General features: G+C 57.0%; 18 protein-coding genes and 2 pseudogenes. 12 read left to right on the top strand and 8 right to left on the bottom strand.

Features of this window, described 5'->3' with window-relative positions; all coding sequences use genetic code 11:
- Positions 1-48 precede the first annotated feature (48 nt).
- The 8 genes and pseudogenes from ACSSVH_RS10900 to ACSSVH_RS10865 all read left to right on the top strand — a co-directional run bounded on the left by ACSSVH_RS10900 (position 49) and on the right by ACSSVH_RS10865 (position 10184).
- Positions 49-5001 (top strand): hemagglutinin repeat-containing protein, encoded by a 4953-nt coding sequence (locus ACSSVH_RS10900; RefSeq protein WP_492634525.1) that lies wholly within the window; start codon positions 49-51, stop codon positions 4999-5001.
- Positions 5002-5189: 188 nt separating this feature from the next.
- Positions 5190-5399 (top strand): annotated as a pseudogene (locus tag ACSSVH_RS10895) (hypothetical protein).
- Positions 5400-5706: 307 nt separating this feature from the next.
- A complete protein-coding gene (locus ACSSVH_RS10890) occupies positions 5707-5955 on the top strand; it encodes a site-specific integrase (RefSeq protein WP_492634524.1) in 249 nt (82 codons plus the stop codon).
- A gap of 962 nt (positions 5956-6917) precedes the next feature.
- On the top strand, positions 6918-7721 hold the full coding sequence (locus ACSSVH_RS10885) for an SPM autocatalytic domain-containing protein (protein ID WP_432755586.1): 804 nt from the start codon (positions 6918-6920) through the stop codon (positions 7719-7721).
- Positions 7718-8407 carry a tetratricopeptide repeat protein gene (locus ACSSVH_RS10880; protein WP_432755585.1) on the top strand — a complete coding sequence of 230 codons (690 nt, stop codon included), beginning with the start codon at positions 7718-7720 and terminating at the stop codon, positions 8405-8407. The genes ACSSVH_RS10885 and ACSSVH_RS10880 overlap by 4 nt, the downstream gene beginning before the upstream one ends.
- A gap of 423 nt (positions 8408-8830) precedes the next feature.
- Positions 8831-9037: a hypothetical protein gene (locus ACSSVH_RS10875; protein WP_070996059.1), complete on the top strand. Its 207-nt coding sequence runs from the start codon at positions 8831-8833 to the stop codon at positions 9035-9037.
- Between the two features lie 96 nt (positions 9038-9133).
- A complete protein-coding gene (locus tag ACSSVH_RS10870) occupies positions 9134-9481 on the top strand; it encodes a hypothetical protein (protein WP_492634523.1) in 348 nt (115 codons plus the stop codon).
- A 22-nt stretch (positions 9482-9503) separates the two neighbouring features.
- A complete protein-coding gene (locus tag ACSSVH_RS10865) occupies positions 9504-10184 on the top strand; it encodes an SOS response-associated peptidase (protein WP_492634522.1) in 681 nt (226 codons plus the stop codon).
- Positions 10185-10343: 159 nt separating this feature from the next.
- Here the strand turns inward: ACSSVH_RS10865 and ACSSVH_RS10860 are convergent, their stop codons facing one another.
- Together ACSSVH_RS10860 and ACSSVH_RS10855 are read right to left on the bottom strand one after the other, a co-directional pair.
- Positions 10344-10487, bottom strand: a complete 144-nt coding sequence (locus tag ACSSVH_RS10860; protein WP_492634521.1) for a hypothetical protein — start codon at positions 10485-10487, stop codon at positions 10344-10346.
- Positions 10488-10647: 160 nt separating this feature from the next.
- On the bottom strand, positions 10648-11274 hold the full coding sequence (locus ACSSVH_RS10855; protein WP_133714827.1) for a response regulator transcription factor: 627 nt from the start codon (positions 11272-11274) through the stop codon (positions 10648-10650).
- 175 nt (positions 11275-11449) lie between these two features.
- Between ACSSVH_RS10855 and ACSSVH_RS10850 the strand changes: the two genes are divergently transcribed.
- The 4 genes and pseudogenes from ACSSVH_RS10850 to ACSSVH_RS10835 all read left to right on the top strand — a co-directional run.
- Positions 11450-15067: a transporter substrate-binding domain-containing protein gene (locus tag ACSSVH_RS10850; RefSeq protein WP_492634520.1), complete on the top strand. Its 3618-nt coding sequence runs from the start codon at positions 11450-11452 to the stop codon at positions 15065-15067.
- Positions 15068-15165: 98 nt separating this feature from the next.
- Positions 15166-16407, top strand: coding sequence for an EAL domain-containing response regulator (locus tag ACSSVH_RS10845; protein WP_492634519.1), 1242 nt, complete (start codon positions 15166-15168; stop codon positions 16405-16407).
- A 100-nt stretch (positions 16408-16507) separates the two neighbouring features.
- A complete protein-coding gene (locus ACSSVH_RS10840) occupies positions 16508-18133 on the top strand; it encodes a methyl-accepting chemotaxis protein (protein ID WP_492634518.1) in 1626 nt (541 codons plus the stop codon).
- Positions 18134-18224: 91 nt separating this feature from the next.
- Positions 18225-18503: pseudogene (locus ACSSVH_RS10835) on the top strand (SOS response-associated peptidase family protein); the annotation flags it as partial.
- 159 nt (positions 18504-18662) lie between these two features.
- On the opposite strand, the gene ACSSVH_RS10830 reads toward ACSSVH_RS10835, so the two are convergent.
- The 6 genes from ACSSVH_RS10830 to ACSSVH_RS10805 form a co-directional block, all read right to left on the bottom strand.
- Positions 18663-19181: a lysis system spanin subunit gene (locus ACSSVH_RS10830; protein WP_492634708.1), complete on the bottom strand. Its 519-nt coding sequence runs from the start codon at positions 19179-19181 to the stop codon at positions 18663-18665.
- On the bottom strand, positions 19181-19606 hold the full coding sequence (locus ACSSVH_RS10825; RefSeq protein ID WP_252117206.1) for a cell wall hydrolase: 426 nt from the start codon (positions 19604-19606) through the stop codon (positions 19181-19183). Before ACSSVH_RS10825 ends, ACSSVH_RS10830 begins: the two co-directional genes overlap by 1 nt.
- 61 nt (positions 19607-19667) lie before the next feature.
- Positions 19668-20216 (bottom strand): tail fiber assembly protein, encoded by a 549-nt coding sequence (locus ACSSVH_RS10820; protein ID WP_492634517.1) that lies wholly within the window; start codon positions 20214-20216, stop codon positions 19668-19670.
- Between the two features lie 2 nt (positions 20217-20218).
- Positions 20219-20977: a hypothetical protein gene (locus ACSSVH_RS10815; protein WP_492634516.1), complete on the bottom strand. Its 759-nt coding sequence runs from the start codon at positions 20975-20977 to the stop codon at positions 20219-20221.
- A 38-nt stretch (positions 20978-21015) separates the two neighbouring features.
- Positions 21016-21741: a hypothetical protein gene (locus ACSSVH_RS10810; protein WP_170044696.1), complete on the bottom strand. Its 726-nt coding sequence runs from the start codon at positions 21739-21741 to the stop codon at positions 21016-21018.
- Between the two features lies 1 nt (position 21742).
- Complete coding sequence (locus ACSSVH_RS10805; RefSeq protein ID WP_492634515.1) at positions 21743-22138, bottom strand: hypothetical protein; 396 nt, start codon at positions 22136-22138, stop codon at positions 21743-21745.
- Between the last annotated feature and the right edge of the window lie 30 nt (positions 22139-22168).

The following is a 22168-nucleotide window of genomic DNA, read 5'->3' as shown; positions in this document are numbered from 1 at the left end:
AACGAACAACGCACGTCGCGGATCAGCCAACACAGAGCGAATTTATTTATGCCGACTGACACCCATACGTTTCACCTTTCACCCCAGGGCAAACTGCGCTGGGCCATCGCCAGCCTGTTCCTGCTACCGCAGCTGGTACTGGCCGGTGGCTTAACCGTCGTCGAAGGGCCTGGCGGTACGCCGCAGCTGCAAAACCAGGGCGGCGTGCCCATCGTCAACATCGTCGCGCCGAATGCCGGCGGCCTGTCCCATAACCAGTTCCTGGACTACAACGTTGACCGCCAGGGCGTGGTGTTGAACAACGCCTTGCAGGCTGGTCAATCGCAACTCGCCGGGCAGCTGGCGGCCAACCCGCAGTTCCAGGGCCAGGCGGCGAGCGTGATCCTCAACGAAGTGGTGAGCCGCAACGCCTCGGCCATCAACGGCGCTCAGGAGATTTTTGGCCGGGCTGCCGATTATGTGCTGGCCAACCCCAATGGCATTTCCGTCAACGGCGGCAGTTTCATCAACACCCCCAATGCCAACCTGGTAGTGGGCCGCCCTGAGCTCAACGACGGCAAGCTGCAAGGCTTGACCACTCGCGATGCAAGCGGCCAACTGACGGTGCAAGGCCAGGGCCTGCAAAACGGTGCGGGTTCGATCAACCTGATCGCGCCGCGTATCGACAGCGATGGGCGCCTCAGTGCGCGTGACCAATTGAACCTCGCGGTCGGCCGCAATCAGGTCGACTACGCCAGCGGCCAGGTGCGCCAGGTCGACCCGGCGAGCAAAGCCCAGGACCAGCGTATCGACGCCCGCCTGTTCGGGGCAATGCAGGCCGGCCGTATCAACATCATCAGCACCGCCGAAGGTGCCGGGGTGCGCGTGGGTGCGGTGCAAGTCGCGGGCCGTGATGGGGTGAAGGTCAGCTCGGCCGGCAACCTCGATATCAGCGGCCAGGTCTACGCCAACAGCCTCGACGCCACCCGCGCCGGTGTGCAGAGCCGCCAGGGCGATGTCGACTTGCACAGTGCCAAAGACTTGAGCCTCGCCGCCACCGACGTCGGCGGGCGCAACGTCAAGCTCGACGCCGGCCGCAACCTCACCCTCAGCAGCCTGGAAAGCAAAAAACTTCAGGAAAAACGTGAGCAGTGGAACAACAGCAACTTCCTGTTCACCTACGAAACCTATGACCGCACCACCACCGACAAGGACTCGCGTCAGCACGGCAACAACGTCGTCGCACAACAACAGGCCACGCTGTTGTCCGGCGCCAACACCCAGATCAAGGCCAGCAAGGTCGAAGTAGGCGACGCACTGCGCATCAACAGCGGCGCCGACCTGCAACTGAGCGCCGCCACCGAAACCCACGAAACCCGCGACCAGGGCAACCACCGCAAGCACCTGTGGAAAGCCAACTGGGACAATTCCAGCAGCGAACAGCGCAGCGTCACCAGCAGCCTCAAGGCCGGCAAAGCCCTGGAGCTGACCAGCCAGCAAAAACTGCAACTGCAAGGCGCCGAACTGAAATCTGCGGGCGACATTCAATTGGCCGCTCGGCAAGTCGACATCACCAGCGCCAGCCGTACCCAGCGCAGCAGCGACAACGCTTACTCCGGCGACCTGACTGGCGGCAGTTTCTTCGGCAAGAACGGCGATGGCGATAAGGGCAAGACCCTGAACACCGGCAGCAAGGTCAACGCCGATGGCAAGCTGATCGTCAAGGCGGACGACGTGCGCATCAATGGCAGCCAGGCGCGTGGTGGCCGACAGGCCAGCGTCATCAGCGACAAAGGCTCGCTGGTGATCGACGGCGTGCAAAACACCTCCCACGACAATAGCTACAGCAACGACAGCAAGTTCTTTGGTATCACCAAGGATGAAAGCCGCAAGAACCTCAAGGACAGCACCGTCGTCGCCAGCAACCTGCGCTCGGACAGCAACCTCAAACTGCAAAGTGCCAAAGACATCAGCGTCAGCGGCTCCAAGGTCTCTGCGGCAGGCGAACTGCAAGCGAATGCCAAGGGTGACATCAAAGTCGCGTCGGCTGAAAACACCTCTCACACCACTACCAGCACTCACACGCGGGGTTTCGATGGCTACGCCAAGGAGACCGCCGACGGCACGCGTCAGTACCGCGCGGGTGTGAACTATGCAGACCAGCAGCACGCCAGCAAGACCGACACCACCCAGCAGCAAGCTTCCAGCCTCAGCGGCGGCAGCCTGGCCGTCACGGCCGGTGGCGACGTTAGCATCAAGGGTTCCGAGCTGAAGGCGACCCAGGGCGATGCGACCGTGAGCGGCAAAAACGTCGAGCTATTGGCGACCGATGACAGCACCCGGAGCCAAACCGACACCACCACCACCGCTGGCGGCGTGTATTACACCGGCGGCCTGGACCGAGCCGGCAATGGTGCGCAGTTCAGCCACCAGAGCAGCAATGACACCAGCCACAAAACCACCGCGCAAACCAGCAGCGTGGCGTCGGCCGGCACGCTGACGATCAACGCCGGCAACACCCTGACCAGCCAGGGCGCGCAGGTGAAGGCCGGTTCTGAGTTGCAGGTCAACGCGGCGCAGGTCGATAACCAGGCGGCGCATAACACCGAGACCGGCACCCACAAAGAGAACGGTTGGACCGCCGACGTCGGCGCCAATGTTGAATACAAAGGCATCACCCGGCCGATCGAAAAAGCCGTCAACGGCGTGGCCCAGGCCAAATTCCATCAGCCCGGCCTGCTGGATGCCTTCGAGCAACCGAATGTCGGGCTCGATGTGGAAGTCGGCCATACCAACAAGACCCGCACACAGCAGGACAGTACCGCCGTGGTCAGCCAGTTCAGCGGTGGCACGGTGCAGGTCAATGTCGCCAACACCGTGAAAGATGAAGGCACCCAGTACCGCGCCAGTGAGGGCGGGCTGAAGATCAATGCCGGCGAGCACCTCGCCACGGCGGCCGCCAACACCCACACCAGCAGCGAGCAAAGCGTTGACGCCAAAGTGGGCGTGCGCGTCTACACCACCACCGGTGAAGACTTGAACGTGCGCGGCAATGGCGCAGGCGGCAGCAGCGATGTGCGCGAATCCAGCAGCACGGCGGTGGTCGGCAGCTACGCCGGGACCCAGGGTGTGAACATCGAGACCCAAGGCGACGCGCGTTATGAAGGCAGCCAGTTCAACGGCGGCCAGGCGGGCGTCAACCTCAAAGCCGGTGGCGAATTGGCGCTGAACCAGGCCAGCGATACCCAGAGCAGCACCAATACCAGCCTGCGTGGCAGCGGTTCATTGACCGTGGGCACGGCGCCGGGCAGCAACGGTACGAACGTCAACCTCGGTGCCGGTGTGCAACTGGACGACAAGCGCCTTAACACCCAGGACAGCCAGGCGCGTGTCGCGACGCTGCAGGGCAACGGCCCGATCCAGCTCAGCAGCGGTGGCGACATGACCCTGCAAGGCACCAAGGTCGGCAGCAGCACCGCGAAGACCGGTGACATCAGCCTCAACGCTGGCGGCAAGCTGAACCTGCAAGCAGCCACCGATACTCATGTGAGCAGCGGCAGCAACCTGGGCGGCGGCCTGACGGTCGGTGCCGGCAAGACCAGCAGCGCTGAAAGCAGCGGCACCACCGGCAGCCTGAGCGCCAACTTCAACATCGGCAAAGTCGCCGAAAACGACCAAGGCGTTAGCGTCGGGCAGTTGCACAGCAACGGCAAGGTGAGCCTCACCAGCGGCGCCAACGCGGCGGATGCGATCCACCTGCAGGGGACTCAGGTGGTGGCTGACAGCGTCAATCTGGATGCGCAAAACGGCGGCATTCTGCAAGAGTCGGCGCAATCGACCCAGGCGCATAACAGCTGGGGCGTGACCCTGGGCGCAGGCGGCAGCGGCGGCAAAACCACCCTGGCCGACGCCGGTGAACATGACACCCCCAAGACCCAGCACGGCATCAATGCGCGGGCCAAGGTCGACGTGGATCACCTGCAAGGCTCCACCCAGCACGACAGCCTGATCAAGGCGAATAAGGTGGTGATCAACAGTGCCGGTGACACCCATCTGGCCGGCGCGCGGATTGAAGCCGAGCAGGTCAGTGGCAATGTCGGCGGCGACCTCGTCATTGAGAGCCGCAAGGATCAAGTCAGCAGCACCCAAGTCAACGTCGACGCCAAGCTTGATGTCGAGAAAAACCAGCCCGGTGTGGTCAACAAACTGGCCAAGGCTAGCGGCCCGCTCAAGGACAAGGTGCAAGCCAAGGCCGAGGGCGCGTTTGACAAGCACCGCGAAAAGCTCGAGAACGCCGTGGACAAGGGCACCAAGCACCTGGCCTCGGCCAAGGACAGCGTGGTCAACAGCGTTGGTAACGCCAAGGAACGCCTGGGCGAAAAACTCACCCGCAGCGGTAGCTACGACGTGAACCCCGAGCCCCGCGGCGCCTTCGGTACGAGCGTGGACAAAGCCAAGGCTTACCTGGCGGACAAGAAGGATGCCGTGGGCACTCGCCTGTCCGACCTCAAGGAAAAGGCATGGCCAAAATCCACTGACAGCTACGCCGTCAGCGGCAAAAACACCACCGGCAGTTCGGTGGCCAATACCACCGAAAACGTGCTGTTCGGCGACAAGAGCGGCAACACGTCCTACACCCCGACGTTGAACCTGGACGTCAGCCATGTGGTGAAAGATAGCGTCACTCAAGCGTCGGGCATCCGCACGCAAGGCGTCAACCTGCAGGTGAGTGGCGAAACCCACCTGACTGGCGCCCGGATCAGCGCGGACCAGGGCAAGGTCGACCTGGGTGGTTCCAAGGTGACGGCAACGACGTTGGCCGGCAGCGATTACCGAGCGGATGTCGGGCTGAACCTGTCGAAGTCACCGGTCAACTTGGTGCTGGGCGCCAAGGACGAATTGACCCAGAAACAGGACGACGCCATACGTAAGGATCAAGCCTTCAACCTTGGACCGCTGAGAGTCGGCGGGCACAGTGATCGCCAGGCGTTACAGGCCGGGATTGATCAGCAAACCAATTAACTAGCAATCCACTCGTGGAAGCAGGAGGCTATCCTGCTTCCACTACTGATCGCGTAAACACCAAAATCCGTATGCGTGAATTAGAGTTTTTCTATGTTAACCAACCCTCGCTGAAATCCATCGACTTCCACGAAAAGCACATCTGCGCCATCATCAGCCTACGCTGTTCACTCAAAGGAGGAACACCGATGCCGAACGCTGACTTACTCCCTTCCCTGCTGTCCAAAATCAACGAAAACTAACTCGCCCTTGAAGCAGCCATCATGGAGCTTAAGAACTGGGTTGAGCAGCAAGGCGGCACCGAAATGGCCGACAACGTGCGTGGTGCACTGGATACCATCGACCGCAACGAAGAGTTCAACAAGCTGACCCTGGCGGTCCTTATGACGCCTGACTAATCAACAGAGACCGTTAGCTCTTAACGCCCCCACTCCCCGGTCAGAAAGGTGGGACTCTTTCGAGCGCAGCGCTGCGAGAAGCTCATTATCATCAGGAGGGTTGCTGACCTTCCGGGTCAGACCTACTGCCTAACGATCCATTGCGCGCTGGCAGAGGTGGATCTTACTGCCAGCGCCGTAATCACCGACAGTCCTGGCTCGCACTGCCGGCCAGCGGAATAGAAGAGGCAGGCTAGTTCGGGAAATTTCAGAGAGGAATGCCGCCCACCCTTCCAAGGATCTGCTGATCAAAAAGTATGGAAAAAGGATGACGAAGGGGATGTTGCGCTTGCGCTGGGACAAGGCACGAGAGATGGCTTGCGAGAAAACTATCGAACAAGGATATCCGACGCTCGCCGCGAAGATCGGCGGGTTTCAGTTGCAAGATATTCGACCCAAGGCGGCGTCGGAAATCGTGGATATCGGCAACGCAAGCCTGCTGCTGGGGCAGAGCAATCAGGAAATCACAAAGCGCGTTGACAGTAGGCTCGGCGCCACTACGAAGCCGTCAAAATAGAAAAGTTATGGAACGGTCCCATAATAGTTATGGAACACCGAGCAAATACAAGCCAGCCACAGCCGAACCCCAGAAACACGAAAGCCCCACATAAGCGGGGCTTTCGTATGAATCTTGGCGGGAAACCAGGGATTCGAACCCTGGGAACGCTATTAACGTTCGCCGGTTTTCAAGACCGCTATGCAAACTCCAGCGGGCTGTGGCTTTGAGGGCTCGCGGAGTTCCATTACTCAGCATTAGCGACCAGGCTGGAGGCCCCATTCTACAAGGGGTTAGTTTTTAGTTTAGGAACTGTTCTCGCCCCCATCCCCGGCGTCCTGCCGACCGAACACAAACTACCAAATTGCCCACGATTCGTGGCGCTTGTCGTATGGCCGCGTTCGGCCGCTAGCGGTCATGGCGTGCCTGTAAAAGGTGGGGCCATTTGTAGCCTCACTCGCGCTGAGGGAATACAAATCTTTGATGCAGACAAGAATCGAAATATTCCGTAATACATTATAGATGCTTTTCCCCCTAAGTTTTCTCCCTCCTCGTTTGTCCTGTATCTGACCGGGACCAAAAGTCACGACTGCTTGAATTGTGTGAATGAAAACTGTAACGCAGTGAAGCCAATTACGGCATTTCAACCAGAGGGATGCACGATGTCGGAGCATTATATTAGTGTAAGGGGTGAAGAGGGATTAACCACGATAACAAACCCTACCCCAGGATTTAACAGCTCACACCGATCTTCATTTACTATACATGCCGCAAAGTCAGGATCTAGTTACGGAAACAGTACAACTGAAACAGGTCATGTATTTTTAGAGATCAATACTCCGTCCTACAGAGGATCCATAGGATTTAGTCCTGGCGAGAGAACCGACACCTCACGAGACAACATTTCAACAACCGATCACTTACTATACACAGAAACAAGCTCTCACCGATTTGAAGTCCCTAACACACCTAGATTTCAAAGTATGATGGATAATCTGTCTGCGCAAGCCAACGGTTACGCAAACGGATCCGTAGACCCTGGAAACTACAATCTAGTATTTAACAATTGTATACATTTTGTAGAGCGCGTACTTTCAAAGGCCGGTGTAAGCATCGAACTTTCCGCAACACCAAATGGTGTTGCAAAAACAATAAAAAAATGCCCTGAGCCATTCAAAACACCACTTCTCATTGATTTGAGTGGTGAAGGCATAACTACTTTGTCAATCGAAGATGGTGTGAAGTTTGATTTCAAAGGAGAGTCAGACCCGATTCATACAGGGTGGGCGGGGAAGAACACTGGATTTCTGGTTATGGATAGAAACAATGACGGATTAATAAATGATGGCAGAGAGCTTTTCGGTGATCACACTCCTCTGCCGAATGGCGGTACAGCTTCAGATGGTGCAATTGCTCTCACCGCACTAGACAATAACCAAGATAGGCGGATCGACAGAAATGATACCGTGTGGGAGAATTTGAAAATTTGGCAAGACATCAATAGCAATGGAGCTTCAGAACACAATGAGTTGAAATCACTTATCGACATAGGGCTGAAAAGCATTAATCTTTCATTTGCGAAAGATTCATCATTAGATCAAAGTGGAAATATCCATGAGTTGAGCTCAACGGTAGAATGGCATGATGGTCGAGTAACTGACATAACAGATGTTCTATTTAGAACATCTGATTCGAGGCCAAATGATGATGCTGGAGCTTTTATTTTCCAAGATTCCTCTGTCGAGCTCGTCGGTTCAAGATACAGTGCAGATGAGGTATGGTCATGAGTAAATCAACCTACTCGTACCCTATTCAATTTGTTGCGCTTTTACTGTTGTCACTGTCAACGCCAGTAATCTCGGATGAAAATATGAAAACCACTAGCTCAACGTTGCCCCCAGCTATTTTTAAGCAACTCGACTATCCACCTGACTCAACACCAAACTATTACCCTAAAGATAGCGAAGAGTTTTCCAATCTACTAAATTTATCCAATGCAGGCTACGCACAATTTAACTATATTCTTGGTAAAATTTATAGTGACTATAGACTGACCGAGTCAGAAAAAGACTATAAGACCAGCTTATTTTATTACGAGAGAGCAATTAAATTATATGCGCGCCACGCGGACGCACTTACAGATCTAGGCTTTCTTTATCAGCGCGGATTAGGAACGACAAAAGATATCAACAAAGCAATTGCGCTGTATGAAACAGCCGGCGCAGCCGGATCAATTAGAGCCTACAACAACCTAAGTTCCATTTATATTGTAGGCGATGACATCCCACAAGATTTTTCAAAAGCAAAAATATACAATCAGTACGCCGCACACATGGGGCATGCGAACAGCATCGAAGTGCTGGAGCACTGGGATTACTTTGTCGAAATATCTTCAACGCAAGACGAAAAAGAAATGGCTAAAATTGTAGAAAAATACAAACAAATCGAACTGAAAAACATGCAAAAAAAATAAATGTGGCTTTATATAAAAAAATAGAAAAATTAGCCCCCTCATCAAAATAACGAGAGGGGGCTAACAAATAATTACAACTCCGGACTTGCTTGAGTCCTAGCTTGATTACTTGCCTGTAGGCTGACTGCTCTCGACAGATTCTGTTGAAAAAGTCGGCCTTGGTTTCCATGGCAGAAAAGTGCGCATCTGAGATTGAAATTCTTACTTTTGGCTGAGGCTTCCGGGCTCAGATTTCACGTAGCAGCGTGCAAAAATTGCGTTTTCCCGGTCATTTTCCGGGCAGTTTGAGCGGAGCGACTTTTTCAACACTATCGGCCGACTGCTGCCCTTCGCGAAGGACACCTTAGGGTCGAAAGTGGACACCCTTAGAGCAGCCGTACCGAACATCAACTGCTACGCTGTTCACTCCAAGGAGGAACACCGATGCCGAACTCTGACCTGCTCCCTTCCCTACTGTCCAAAATCAACGAGAACCAACTCGCCCTTGAGGCGGCCATCATGGAGCTTACGAACTGGGTTGAGCAGCAAGGCGGCACCGAAATCGCCGACAACGTTCGCGGCGCGCTGGACGCCATCGACCGGAACGAAGAGTTCATCAAGCTGACCCTGGCCGTTCTCAATGCTCCCTAACTGATCGTCGGGAACACCTGCAGTTCGTCGCCTCGCAAACTCAGTCCGCACAAATCTCGATTACTGTACATATATACAGATTCGGGTTACCCCTCCATGAACATCGACGAAGACACCTGCGAGTGGCTTGGATGCCCTACGCCTTTAGAAATGCACAAGCAACACGCCCTGCTCCTGGAGAACGAGATTCAGGAACTGCACCTGCTGCTTCGCAAAGCCCGAGAGGACATCTACGGCCTGGTACGAATGCACGCTGAGCTGTCTATCGAACGCGACAAGCTTCGGACAGAGCTCAAGGCCTCCGATAGCGCTCTTGCTAGTTGCAAAACTGACCTGAGCTTTGTCACAAGCAAGCTCAACTCACTTGAATGGGCGCTTGCGCGGGCTACAAACGGGGCCTGGGGAAGCAAACCCGTAGAAATTTTGCCGCGTGATCTAAGCTGAAATTTCTACCGAGGGCTTGCCGATGTGCGGAAGACTTTCACAGTACAGCGGAATTCATGACTTCGTTGCAGCACTGAGCATGCCCAACGCCCTGGCAAACTCAGTGGGTGAGGCTCCGCTTGAGCGGTACAACGTAGCACCAACCACCCAGGTCGCCCTGCTCCACCAGCAGGATGAAACGCTGCACGCAGACCTGGTGCGGTGGGGTTGGCGGCCGCACTGGGCCAAGGACCGTGCCGCGGCGATAAACGCTCGAGTCGAGAAAGTGGCCCACGGCCCATTCTTCCGAGCTATTTGGCCACACCGGGCAATCACGCCCGTGGACAACTGGTTTGAATGGGTTGATGAGGGCGGGCCGAAGAAACAGCCCTACCTGATCCGCCGCCGGGATGGCGCGCCTGTGCTGTGTGCGGCCATAGGCCAGCTACCCGACGCAGATGAAGGCCCAGGCGAGCATGACGGCTTTGTGATCATCACCGCCGACAGCGCCGGTGGCATGGTGGACATTCACGACCGGCGGCCCGTGGTGCTGACGCCCGAACTGGCCAGGGAATGGCTGGACCCGGCCACGCCCAAAGAGCGTGCCGAGCAGATGGTGTTTCACCAGGGTGAGCCGGCCGAGGCTTTCGAATGGTTCAAAGTCGGCACGGCAGTGGGAAATGTGCGAAACAACGGGCCTGAATTAATTGCACCAAGGCTCTAGTCACAACCTGATACTGCAACAGTATGTACTTGAGCAGCGCATAGGCCACACAGTGCTTGGCTTTGAGAGATTCGCTGTCTAAAACCTCAATCGCCCCGGGTTCCGTAGACACCTCTTTGCCTTAAACTGGACTGCCCCGACATCGTAGACATCTCCAGACTAGCTCGTCTGCTTACCGATACCACTTTGAGCCAACGCGGAAGGAGCCAGACTTTTGGCAATCACAGAAGCATTTTGATTGTTGAGCGTTTCCGCGGCCAACGTGGCCATATTTTCGGAGGTTTTCTTGATGTTCGTACTCATGGTGCATTTCCTTTGCGATGTAGGAATTTCCACCTGAGAAATCGTCGAGACCGAAAGATAATGCGTTCCATACAGGGAGCGCAATTCGCTACCTGTATGGAACGTTTTGGAAGTGTGTATGAAAAGCGTGACGGTCATGTAGTGCCCACTTCACACCGCTTCAAATCAGATTATTGCGCCTGGCAATGTCCGCCAAGTCCACCACCGACTTCACGTTCAGCTTCGCCAACAGACGCGCCTTGTAGCAACTCACCGTCTTGCTGCTGAGCAAAATATTCTGCGCAATGTCCTTATTGCTCATGCCTCGGGACAGTTGCTGAAACACCGACAGTTCGCGATTGGACAGCGAGGAAATAAGCTGCGCTTCATCCACTGCCAATTTGTGCTTCTTCGAAAACGCCACCACTGTTTCCGGGTAGTAGACGTAGCCCTTCATCACGGTTTTCATCGCTTGGGCGAGTACGCTCAACTCATCGGTCTTGCTGATAAAACCCGAGGCGCCGGTACCGATGCAACGCGTGGCGTACTGCTCTGAGCTGAGGGACGTGAGCACGATAATCCGGGTGTTCAACTCCAAGGCTCGGATCCTTTCGATCACCGAAATGCCGTCCAAGCGCGGCATGGTGATGTCCAGCAACACCAGGTCCGGGACCAGTTGACGCACCAGGCTGATGGCATCGACGCCGTTGTCGGTTTCGCCCACCACTTCATAGCCTTCCTCACTCACCAGCGTGCGCAGCGCGGTCCTGATAAAAGGGTGGTCATCGACTAGCAGGACTTTATACATCTGCAGCCTTCCTCGGTTTTTAGTAGTGCATCGTCGGCAATAATGGCGACAATGTACCATAATGCCTTAATGCCACTACTAACTTCCGGGCGAGTTACGCCCGAGACTACAATGGCGTTATGCTGATGCCACCATCGGTTTTCGACCTCTCTGCACCGCATTAAGGACCATTGATTTGAAGCTGTTCGCCGCCATGCTGTTGTTATGGACAAGCATTCACATGGTGTGGGCGGGTGATGCGCCAGTCACGTTAACGGTGCTGGGAAGATCCTCCCTACAAGACAGTCAACTGCCATTGAGCCCCGCCGATTTAAAGCTGCTGGGCGCTAAAAAAAAGCTGCGCGTGGGCACGTCCGCCCCCGACTATCCTCCGTTTGACATCACTAACCATAACCATGAGTTCGAGGGCATCAGTGCGGATTACCTGGCACTGATTGGCCAACTGCTGACGGTACGCATACAGGTACTGCGTTATCCCAATCGCACCGAGGTGATCCGGGCGCTCAAACATGGTGACATCGACTTGCTGGCGTCTGCCAATGGCTTTGAGGCCGCAGACCCGGACCTTCGGCTGTCGCAACCCTACACCCTGGATCAGCCGACGCTGGTGGCGCACAGCAACGATTCGCCGCTGGTCGACCCGACTCTGGCTGGCAAAACGGTTGCCATGGTGGATCACTATCTGCCCCTGAACACGGTGCAAGCGTTCTACCCCGACGCCACCTTCAAGCTGTACCCCTCGATTCTCAACGCGGTGGGCGCAGTGGCGTTTTCCAAAGCTGACCTTTACCTGGGCGACTCGGTGACGGCCAGCTATCTGATCAACAAGAGCTACCTGAACAACGTGCAGCTGGTGGACTTCTCGCGCATGGAGGTCAACAACTTCTCGTTCGCCGCGACGCGCGGCAACACGCAGCTGTTGCACCTCGTCAACACCGCCCTGCAAGCGATTCCCGCCAGTGAACAGATGACCATCGCGCGCCGCTGGAATGCCGGCGGCGTGAGTATTTCCGGTACCCATCAAGTGCAGTTCAGCGTCGAGGAACAGCGCTGGCTGGCGCAGCATCCCCGATTGAAAGTGGTCGTAAACGAAGACTTTCTGCCGTTTACCTTTTTTGATGAACATGAACGTTTCAGGGGCCTGAGTGCTGACGTGATCGCCAAAATCAGCCTGCGGACCGGGTTGAAATTCGACCCGCAAAAAGGCGCTTCGGTCGATGCGATGATTACCCGCGTCAAACAGGGCGAAGCCGATTTGCTGGCAGCACTGACGCCCAGCATCGACCGGGAACGCCGCGTCAGTTTCAGCCGCCCCTACCTGTCAACGCCCTTTGTACTGGTGACGCGCAACGTGCCCGAAAGCCCGAACAGCCTTCAGGACTTGTCGGGAAAGCGCCTAGCTATAATCAGTGGCAACGCCAGTCAGGAGATGATTGAACGCGAGTTTCCAGAGGTGCAGATCGTCGAGGCGAAGAATCTCGCCGATGCGTTTTCGCTGCTCGCCAAAGGTAGTGTGGATGCCAGTGTCAGTACGCTGATCAGCGCACGTTACCTGATTTCCCGAAATTACCCTGACCAACTCAAAATCAGCGCAACGGTCGGTGCTCGCGCAGCCCAACTGGCGTTTGCGGTTGATTACAACTCGCCGCTTCTGCTCTCGATCCTTAACAAGGCACTGCTCAGCATCTCGCCCGAGGAAATGGACGAATTGACCAATCGCTGGCGCAGCCCGGTGGTGCTCGACGACAGCTACTGGAGTAAACACCGCGCGGCAATCCTGAAGGGCTTTGCGTTGGCGGCCGTGCTATTGCTGAGCGCCTGTGTGTGGATTGTGTTGCTGCGACGCCAGGTGCTACGCCGCAAACGCGCCGAACGCGCACTCAGCGCCAGGCTGGAATTCGATCGTGTACTGATCAACGGCACGCCCCATCCCACCTATGTGCGGGACCGCGAGGGGCGCCTGCAGCTGTGCAACAAGGCTTACCGGCAGGTGTTTGGTGTCGAGGACGAGCGACAATTGCTGGGGACCACGGTGATGGAAAGCCTGCTCTCCGGCGAAGAGCAGGCCCGGGAATATCACCGCGACTACCTCGCCGTGATGGCCGCCGACGAACCGATGTTACGTGATCGCCTGATTGTCTTGCCAAGTGGCGAAGTGCTGACGATCTATCACTGGATCCTGCCATTTCGCGGCAGTGAAGGCCGTGTCGATGGCTTGATCGGCGGCTGGGTCGACGTCAGCGACCGCCAGCGCCTGGTGGAACAACTGCACGCGGCAAAGCAGGAAGCAGACAACGCCAATCGGGCCAAGACCACGTTTCTGGCGACCATGAGCCATGAGATCCGCACGCCGATGAATGCGGTACTGGGCATGCTCGAAATGGCCTCGCGCAAATCCGAACAAGGCATCTTCGACCGGGCCGCCATCGATGTTGCGTCGGGGGCCGCCAAGGAGCTGCTGGCGCTAATCGGTGACGTACTCGACATTGCTCGTATCGAATCCGGGCGACAGTGCCTGGCACCCGAGAGTGCAAACCCGCACCAGCTAGTGACCTCGGTGACGCGGGTGTTCGATGGCCTGGCACGCGAGAAGGCGATCGCACTGAAGCTGGAGATCGATCCAGCCCTAGACCGCAACGTACTGATCGATACGATGCGTTTCAAACAGATTATCGCCAACCTGCTGAGCAATGCGATCAAGTTTACCGCTGTAGGCGAAGTGCGTATCACCGCGCAAGCACGACAGGCTGAAGCCACTCAACCTATGCAGTTATCGGTGAGCATCGTCGACACCGGCGTGGGCATCTGCAAAGCCGATCAGCAGCAGTTGTTTTCGCCGTTCAGCCAGGCTGGCAAACAGCAACAGGGCTCGGGACTGGGGTTGGTCATCAGCCGGTCACTGATCGAAATGATGGGCGGCAGCCTGGAGTTGATCAGCACCCCAGCCACAGGCACGAGGGTCACCGTAACGCTGGTTCTGCCCGCTGCGGACGTACCGTCACCGCAGATCTGCGAACCGCTCGACAGTCTGCCGGGGATGCCGTTGAGCGTGTTGGTCGTCGATGACTACGCCGCCAACCGCCTGGTGCTTTCACAGCAACTCGCTTACTTGGGCCATGAGGTGCGGGAGGCTTGCGACGGCGCCCAAGCCTTGGCCTTGTGGAACGAGCAGCCTTACGATGTGGTGGTGACAGACTGCGATATGCCTGGCATGAACGGTTACCAATTGGCCCGGGCGATTCGACAGGCTGAGGAGGCGAGCGGTGAACCCAGCTGTTTACTGCTGGGCTTCACCGCCAACGCCGTCGCCGAAGAAAAACAGCGCTGCCTGGATGCCGGCATGAATGACTGTCTCTTCAAACCCATCAGCCTGGACCAATTGAGTGCACGGCTTCAGCAACTGCAAACGGACTACTTTAGCGACCAGACGAGCACCGAGCTGACGGGCGAATCACTCGACGCGCATTTGAAAGCGCTGACCCTGGGCAAGTTATCGGCGCTGCAGTCGTTGCGTGAAGAATTGGCGTCAAGCACCCATGCGGATCTGCAACAGCTCGCCGAGCTGCTTGCCCGCGATGACCGCCAAGGCTTGGCCCACTTCGCGCATCGAGTGAAAGGCGGGGCAAGGCTTATCCGCTATGAGCAACTGATCCTCACCTGCGAGAATCTTGAGGCTGATTGCGCAAAGGAAGCCGAGCGAACCGTACTGGTTGCCTCGACGACAGCAATGGAAAATTGCATGCAGCGGCTTCTGGATCTGCTGCAGGCGAGTGCCGGTGGAAAATCATCTTAAGAAATTTCTTGCAAAGACGTAAGGGATTTCGAGATTAAAAGGCGATCAGTCTTGGGCAAGCTAGCGCCTTAGCCTTTAGATGAGCCCTTCTAATGTCAATGTCCACACTTCGCGTCCTGGTGCTGGAGGACCAGCCAGTACAGCGTCGTTACGCAGTCGCGCTCCTCGCGCAGCTTGGTTGTACACGCATTCTGGAAGCCTCGGACGGTTGTGAGGCGCTGCAACTCCTGGAAACCAGTGGGCCGGTAGACATCGCATTTTGCGACATCTGCATGGATGGCATGGACGGCATTACCTTCATGCGACGAGCGAGCCAACGGCACGCACTCAAATCGGTGGTGATCACCAGCAGTATTGCCCCCGAGTTACGCCAGGCCATCAGCGGCATGGCGACATTGCTCGGCCTGCGCGTGCTTGGTCAGCTCTGCAAACCCTTGTACGAGCAGGATGTGAAAAGACTGGTCGGTAAGTACCTCGACCACAACCCGCGCAATCCCTACCCGCTGCACGTCGCCGATGAGAGCAACGAACACCAGGTGCTTAGCGCCTTGGAAAACGGCGAGCTGGAAGTTTATTTTCAGCCAAAATTCGATATTCGGACATTACAGGTTACCTCCGTAGAGGCACTTGCACGCTGGAACCATCCTGAGCGGGGCATCTTGGCGCCCACTGCATTTATCCCGGCGCTCGAACGCCATGGCCTGCTCGACAGCTTGCTCTATCGACAGGTGGACCAATGCCTGACGCTGCGCAAGGCCGCACTGGCCAAACAGCTGTCAATTACCTTCGCGGTGAACGTCAACGCAGGCCAGTTCGCCAACCCGCAGATGAGTGCGCACATAGCCCTGTTGCTCAAACGCTTCGACGCACCCGGTTCCAGCCTGTCATTTGAGATGACCGAGACCGGCACGCTCGATCCCGGCTCGCTCAGCGTGGAGAACATGGTGCGCCTGCGCATGATGGGCTGCGGGTTGTCCATCGACGATTTCGGTGGTGGGTATTCCTCCTTGCAACGCCTGTGCAGTTTGCCGTTCAACGAAATAAAAATAGAGGCTGAATTCATCCGCGACCTATCATCGGAACCGCGTAGCCGCGCGGCGATCTCCAGCGTTTTGTCACTGGCTCGCGAGCTGAACATCGGCGTGGTTATCGAAGGCATCGAAACCACTGAGCAACGCGACATCCTGCTCAACCTGGGGTGCGAAACCGGCCAGGGCTACCTGCTTGCTCGCCCCATGCCTGCATACCAACTGTTGCCATGGCTGATCGACAGAAACGTCGCCACACAGCGCTCGCCCATGACGCACAGCACTGGCCATAGCCCCTTACCGCATCATTAAAACAACCAAACCAACAGAGTGACGCACCCGTTGCCCCTGCGATTTCGCGCGGACAAACCAACACTGCGGCCACTTATTTTTCCTGTCACCGGGGGAGTTCATGAGTTTAAGAAAGATGAAAATAGCGTTGCGGTCGGCCTTTGGCTTTGGCCTGGTCGGACTGCTCGTGGTGTTACTGGGCTTGTTCTCTTTAAGCCAGATGCGCGACATGGCCAGCCAGTCGGATGAAGTCGACAAAAACTGGCTGCCAAGCATCTTGGCCCTGGGCGATCTGCAGACCACCATGTCCGAGATCCGTGTCGCAACCTACCGGGTCATGTTGCTTGACAGCCCGGAGCAGGTAAAGGCCAGCCAGCGCGTTTTTTCGCAACTGCGCGAGAAGGTTCAAGCAGACAACGCGCTGTACACCAGCAAACTCACAGTGGATGCCGAGCGGGATACGTTCGAACGTTTCAAGTCGGTCCAAGCGCAATACCTGCGGGTACAGCAACAGGTATTAGCCTTGGCCGCAGAAGGGGAGCGACCACAAGCACTCGCGCTGCTCAATGGCGAGCTGATCGCCCTGGGCGACAGGCTAGGGTCAGAGTTGGCGAGCCTGCTCGTCATCAACATCCAGGAAGCCGACGACGCGGCGACGAGCTCCGACGCAACGTACACCAGCGCAGTGAAATGGGTGTTCATCGCCATGCTGCTGGCAACACTGCTCACCGCCCTCCTCGCCACCCTGTTTACCCGCAGTATCGTGGTGCCGTTGCACCAAGCGGTAAGCATCGCCGAACAAGTGGCTAAGGGCGACCTCACCGTGCAGATTGTCGTCGAGGGCCAGGACGAACCTGCCCAGCTATTGCGCGCCCTGGAAACCATGCAATCGGACCTTCGCGAAACAATCCACCAGATAACCGACTCGTCCAATCAACTGGCATCGGCTGCAGAGGAGCTGTCGGCGGTGACCGAAGAGTCGACCCGTGCCTTGCACGAGCAGAACGGTGAAATCGAACAGGCCGCCACGGCGGTCAATCAGATGACCGCCGCGGTTGATGAAGTGGCGCGCAACGCAATCAGCACCGCCGACGCCTCCCGCGACGGTGACACCTTGGCAGGCAACGGCCGCAGTCATGTCATGGACACCGTGGCGTCGATCTCGTTGCTGGCAGAGGAAGTGACGACGGCAACCGGGGAAATCCAGAGCCTGGCCGACAGTGTCCAGGACATCACCAAGGTTCTAGATGTGATCCGCGCGATTGCCGAACAAACCAATCTGCTGGCCCTGAACGCCGCCATCGAAGCCGCTCGCGCCGGTGAAGCAGGGCGTGGTTTCGCCGTGGTAGCCGACGAAGTCCGCGCGCTGGCCCATCGAACCCAGCAATCGACCCAGGAAATCGAACAAATGGTCAGCGGCGTGCAAAAAGGCTCGACGCAGGCAGTCTCGGCGATGCACAGCAGCAATGAACGCGCACGCTCGACACTGACCGTGGCCCATAGTGCGGGAGAGTCCCTAGAGCAGATCACCCACGCAATAACCCGCATCACCGAAGGCAACCTGATCATCGCCAGCGCCTCCGAGGAACAGGCCCAAGTTGCCCGGGAGGTGGATCGCAACCTGACGAATATCCGCGACCTGTCGGCCCAAACCGCCGCTGGCGCAAACCAGACGACTGCCGCTAGCCAAGAGCTGTCGCGTTTGGCGGTGGACCTGAATACGATGATTGCGAAGTTTGTGGTTTAAAGCTTAAAGCCATTACATAGAAAAAGCCCCGCAGCTGAATAAGCTGCGGGGCTTTTTCTATGTAATGTCGAAGAGATAGGTAGCTACCTGCCAACTGCCCGACACTGATGAAGGCCCAGGCGAGCATGACGACTTCGTGATCATCACCGCCGACAGCGCCTGCGGCATGGTGGACATCCACGACCGGCGGCCCGTGGTGCTAGCGCCGGAGTTGGCCAGGGAATGGCTGGACCCGGCCACGCCCAAGGAGCGTGCCGAGCAGATGGTGTTGCACCAGGGCGAGCCGGCCGAGGCTTTCGAATGGTTTAAAGTCAATACGGCCGTGGGCAACGTTCGAAACAAGGGGCCAGAGCTGATACAGCTAACGTGATCATTTGCTGAAAACCCACATCACGAAGATCACAGAGGCAACCCAGCTAAGCGTGAGAAATAGTGAAAGACCTGCCAGCTGCTTGTCCATAAGAGCCTGTCAGTTTTAATGGAAAATTGTTGTCCTGAACATCCAAGCCAAAAGAGTAGCTCATCATCCTTAATGCACAATGGCTCTTACATACGCCTGGCACGCCCGCAGCGCGATCAATCCTTGGTCGCCGGCATCGGTGATGGCGACAATTCGTTGAGCATGCGCTGGGTCAAGTTGGGCTCTACGGGCTGCATGAACCAAGCCGACGGCGCCGGAGGCGGCAGGCACGTTGCAGCCACTGGCTGAATCCGTGGCGTCGAGAAGGACTGACAGCCGCAAATCAGTAGTAGCAAGGCGGTCACGCAGCAGAACCTGGTTGCGTTGAGCATCGGAAAGCTCTCGGGTGTGTTGTTGATCGGAGGTGGCCAGCGTCTGCTCCAGGGCCAGGCGCCTGCCCTGCTCGGCGCTCACCTGTTCGGCGGCGGCCGCGCTGACGGCAGCCAGTTCGCCCTGGTGCAGGCCGGCCTGCTCGGCCAGCATCTTGCCCATGCGCCATTCCTGCACCTGCCAGGTGACGCCGGCGGTGCTGGCCATCAGCACCAGGATCAGCACCACCAGCCCGGCCAACTTCTGGACGGGCGTCATCACGGAACATCCTTGAAAAAGACGTGGTGCCCGAGGCGCAACGTCTGCTTGGCCTTCGCCGCCCAGGCCGGGGCCTTGGGCATTGTGGTTGCATAGTAGTGCGTGGCCCCGCCGGTTGGATCCGGTACCGCGCCGGCCATCACCTGGTCAGCAGCACGCTGGGCCTGGGCGAGCTGCGCGGCCGGGATCGGCTTCGCACCGCTGAGGTAGGCGTAGTTCGGGTCGTTCTGGTTCCAGCAGCTGAACTGCCATGGCTTCAGGCACACACCGGCGTAGCCCTCGCCCCACCAGGACTTGGCCTTGCCGTCGAACACACGGTTGCGGATGGTCCATGCCACGGCTATCTGGCCGGCCAGACCTTCCCCGCGGGCCTCGCCCCACAGCGTGCGCGCTAGGATGTCCCGGTCTTTATCGGAAGTGGTCATGCTTTTCTCCAGGCAAAAATAAACCCGCTCGACGGCGGGTGTGGTCGACTGCGGCGCGACGCTATGGCGCGGCGGGCCAATCAATGGCGAGTGGGTACCCGTCCTGCTCGGGCACTCGGTTCAGGGCCACGCGGTATTTCTTCCAGGCCTTGAGGGTCGCCAACTCTGCCTCGGTCCCTTCGTCGATATCGACGGCGTCCTGAAGTGGCGCGATTGCGTAATCCGCCTCGGCTCGCAGGTGCACGATCTGGGTTTGTGCAGCCACCACAGGATCAAGCGCCGGCGGCGGCAGCTCTTCCTGTGGGGGAAGATCCGGCACCAGGATGTGCAGCGTGATCATGACCTTCAGATCGTACGGCTCGCCCTCTTTGGTCACGGTGACCGTGAGTAGGTCGCCCTCAAACGAGATGTTCACCTCGGCGGGATTGTCCGAGGGGTGGAGCCCGTAGCCCCAGCCCTGATCGATGGGCGGGAACGGGACCATGCCCTGGGTGCCGGTGACGCAGTAGACGCCAACGTCCTTGCGATAACAGGTCACATCCACCCCACCGAGCGAGACGAAATCAAACTTTTCACCCGCGCCGGTGATGTTAATTGCTGCTCTTGCCATGATCAGATCGCCCTTAGTGTGTTGTCGGCCATGCGGGTGGTGTTGCCGGTGTGGTACATCCGCACCCACGGAAGGAACCCGTTGAATGCCGAACGAAAGAGGAACTGGTTATCACCGTTGTAAATCATGATCTGAGCGCCAACGCGGCCAGAACGCCTCAAGGTGATACCTGTTGCGTTGATCGACTCCCCGGTGCCGCCGGGAAAGATCGCATTACCGGCGATAAGCGCGCCGCCAAGTTCATCGTAGGCGGCAGTCCAATCTGAAATCCCTACACAGTCTGCACCAAGGCCAAGGTCTCCATTTTTCAGCACTCGCCCTGGTGTGGTATCCGCATTGCCCACGGTCAGCGCCGCTGTTGCAGCAGTGCCCAGCCCCAGGCCTGAGCGCCCCTCAGCCGGGTTTCTGCCACCGGTACCGCCCATGGCCACCGGCACGACATCCTGAGTGGACACATCACCCAGGCCCGCGAGTGTTGCGCCCCACTGCTGAACAAATTGGTTCACCGCGTCGGCCAGGGCTTTGGGGTAGCCATTGACGGGCACGATCCCGTACCCGGCGCCGCCAACGGCCGGCCCACGGTACGCCGGCGAAATGGCAAGCGACGTATCGCTGGCTGGGTTGATCACTTGATAGATGCCCTGGTCAGGGCCGACGAACATATCCCCGGCACGGCAGTTCGAGAACTTGGTGCCGACGCCCGTTATTGTCGGGCTCCCGTTCTGCACGCTCACAGTCCCTTCTGAAAACCAAGAAGCCATAGGTTTCTCCAGTTGAGTGCCCACATCGGCACTTGAAATTAGTTGTAGTAGCGTTCTATTGGAAATTTACAGACGGGAATACTTAGGCAGAAGCCATCCGATCCTTGCCAGTAGAATCGCTCCAAGTAGTGCTTCTGATTGAAAATATGCAAAACCTGAACTCCGCCCTCTAAAATTGTGATGCCCGCATATTTCGAGGCGTTTGCAAACCACATGATTCCTCGATCAAGACTTGACACACTTATAAAATCATCAGCATCAACCGTTACATCGCTGTAGTAGATATCGACAAAAGTCCCTCTGCCAATAGTCCAGTTCTTTGAGAACTTCCCATAGCGAACCACCCTGTCGCTGGACACAAACATTATTCGATTTTGCGCATCGCGCACTTCAAGTCCGTATTCAGATGAACTGCTTTGGTCGGAATATTTGCAAGACACAAACTCCATTAAATAGTCTTGCAACACGCTTCCGCCCCGAACTGCTGATGTGACATGAAACCCGGTCCAGTTACCGGAAGATCCTTCAATGGAGGTATACAGTCCAAGGCTGGCGTGTGATGCCGATATCGTCCTCAAAAATATTTGGGGGGGTTCCACGGTGCGAATAGGTTTGGCAAAGGTAAACTGACCTTTGCCTTCCTTATCAGTGTAGCGAGACTGGATTCTGAACTGCCCTCGCTCGGAGAACACCAGAACTTTGTACACGCTGCTGATGCTGACAGATCCGTGATCGTTTACAGCGACAAAACCGTAGTCATCCATATCAATTTACCTTGACCACTTCTACGACGCTCTCCACAACATTGCGCGTCCACATCTCGCGGTTTTTCCCGCCGCCACCACCGTCCGGCTCGCGGTAATTGATTTGTGTGTAAATCGCAATTCTTGTCCCGCCCAAGTTTGTGTAAGTCGGTAAGCCACCCCAAGTATCAGGGTAACCACGCTGATCATACGGCGCGTAAACTTTGGGGGTGATCGTGACAAAGCAGGTGGCGGGGTCATAGCCTGGAACATCCATAAGGATGTACTCATAGTTAGAACCTCTTCCACCACCAGTTGCCGCCGGAACTATCAACACCGCCAACTTCTGTAGCGTGAAATCCTCCATACCTAATGTTTTAACGCCGTTAGCGTCAAACACACTTAAACCAAAGTCCATGCCCGCACCTCCCCTGCAACTTCAATCCAG

This window comes from Pseudomonas sp. HC1(2025), assembly GCF_058742075.1.
The sequence above is the reverse complement of the archived record's forward strand: the minus strand, read 5'-3'. Positions and strand labels throughout refer to the sequence as shown.

Excerpts from the sequence above, each read along its gene's own strand:
- ACSSVH_RS10820 (WP_492634517.1), bottom strand. The coding sequence starts at position 20,216 with ATGGCAAGAGCAGCAATTAACATCACCGGCGCGGGTGAAAAGTTTGAT.
- ACSSVH_RS10805 (WP_492634515.1), bottom strand. The coding sequence starts at position 22,138 with ATGGACTTTGGTTTAAGTGTGTTTGACGCTAACGGCGTTAAAACATTA.
- ACSSVH_RS10875 (WP_070996059.1), top strand. The coding sequence starts at position 8,831 with ATGCCGAACTCTGACCTGCTCCCTTCCCTACTGTCCAAAATCAACGAG.
- ACSSVH_RS10855 (WP_133714827.1), bottom strand. The coding sequence starts at position 11,274 with ATGTATAAAGTCCTGCTAGTCGATGACCACCCTTTTATCAGGACCGCG.
- ACSSVH_RS10860 (WP_492634521.1), bottom strand. The coding sequence starts at position 10,487 with ATGAGTACGAACATCAAGAAAACCTCCGAAAATATGGCCACGTTGGCC.
- ACSSVH_RS10865 (WP_492634522.1), top strand. The coding sequence starts at position 9,504 with ATGTGCGGAAGACTTTCACAGTACAGCGGAATTCATGACTTCGTTGCA.
- ACSSVH_RS10825 (WP_252117206.1), bottom strand. The coding sequence starts at position 19,606 with ATGACCACTTCCGATAAAGACCGGGACATCCTAGCGCGCACGCTGTGG.
- ACSSVH_RS10830 (WP_492634708.1), bottom strand. The coding sequence starts at position 19,181 with ATGACGCCCGTCCAGAAGTTGGCCGGGCTGGTGGTGCTGATCCTGGTG.
- ACSSVH_RS10885 (WP_432755586.1), top strand. The coding sequence starts at position 6,918 with ATGATGGATAATCTGTCTGCGCAAGCCAACGGTTACGCAAACGGATCC.
- ACSSVH_RS10810 (WP_170044696.1), bottom strand. The coding sequence starts at position 21,741 with ATGGATGACTACGGTTTTGTCGCTGTAAACGATCACGGATCTGTCAGC.
- ACSSVH_RS10880 (WP_432755585.1), top strand. The coding sequence starts at position 7,718 with ATGAGTAAATCAACCTACTCGTACCCTATTCAATTTGTTGCGCTTTTA.
- ACSSVH_RS10900 (WP_492634525.1), top strand. The coding sequence starts at position 49 with ATGCCGACTGACACCCATACGTTTCACCTTTCACCCCAGGGCAAACTG.
- ACSSVH_RS10845 (WP_492634519.1), top strand. The coding sequence starts at position 15,166 with ATGTCCACACTTCGCGTCCTGGTGCTGGAGGACCAGCCAGTACAGCGT.
- ACSSVH_RS10815 (WP_492634516.1), bottom strand. The coding sequence starts at position 20,977 with ATGGCTTCTTGGTTTTCAGAAGGGACTGTGAGCGTGCAGAACGGGAGC.
- ACSSVH_RS10890 (WP_492634524.1), top strand. The coding sequence starts at position 5,707 with ATGACGAAGGGGATGTTGCGCTTGCGCTGGGACAAGGCACGAGAGATG.
- ACSSVH_RS10870 (WP_492634523.1), top strand. The coding sequence starts at position 9,134 with ATGAACATCGACGAAGACACCTGCGAGTGGCTTGGATGCCCTACGCCT.
- ACSSVH_RS10840 (WP_492634518.1), top strand. The coding sequence starts at position 16,508 with ATGAGTTTAAGAAAGATGAAAATAGCGTTGCGGTCGGCCTTTGGCTTT.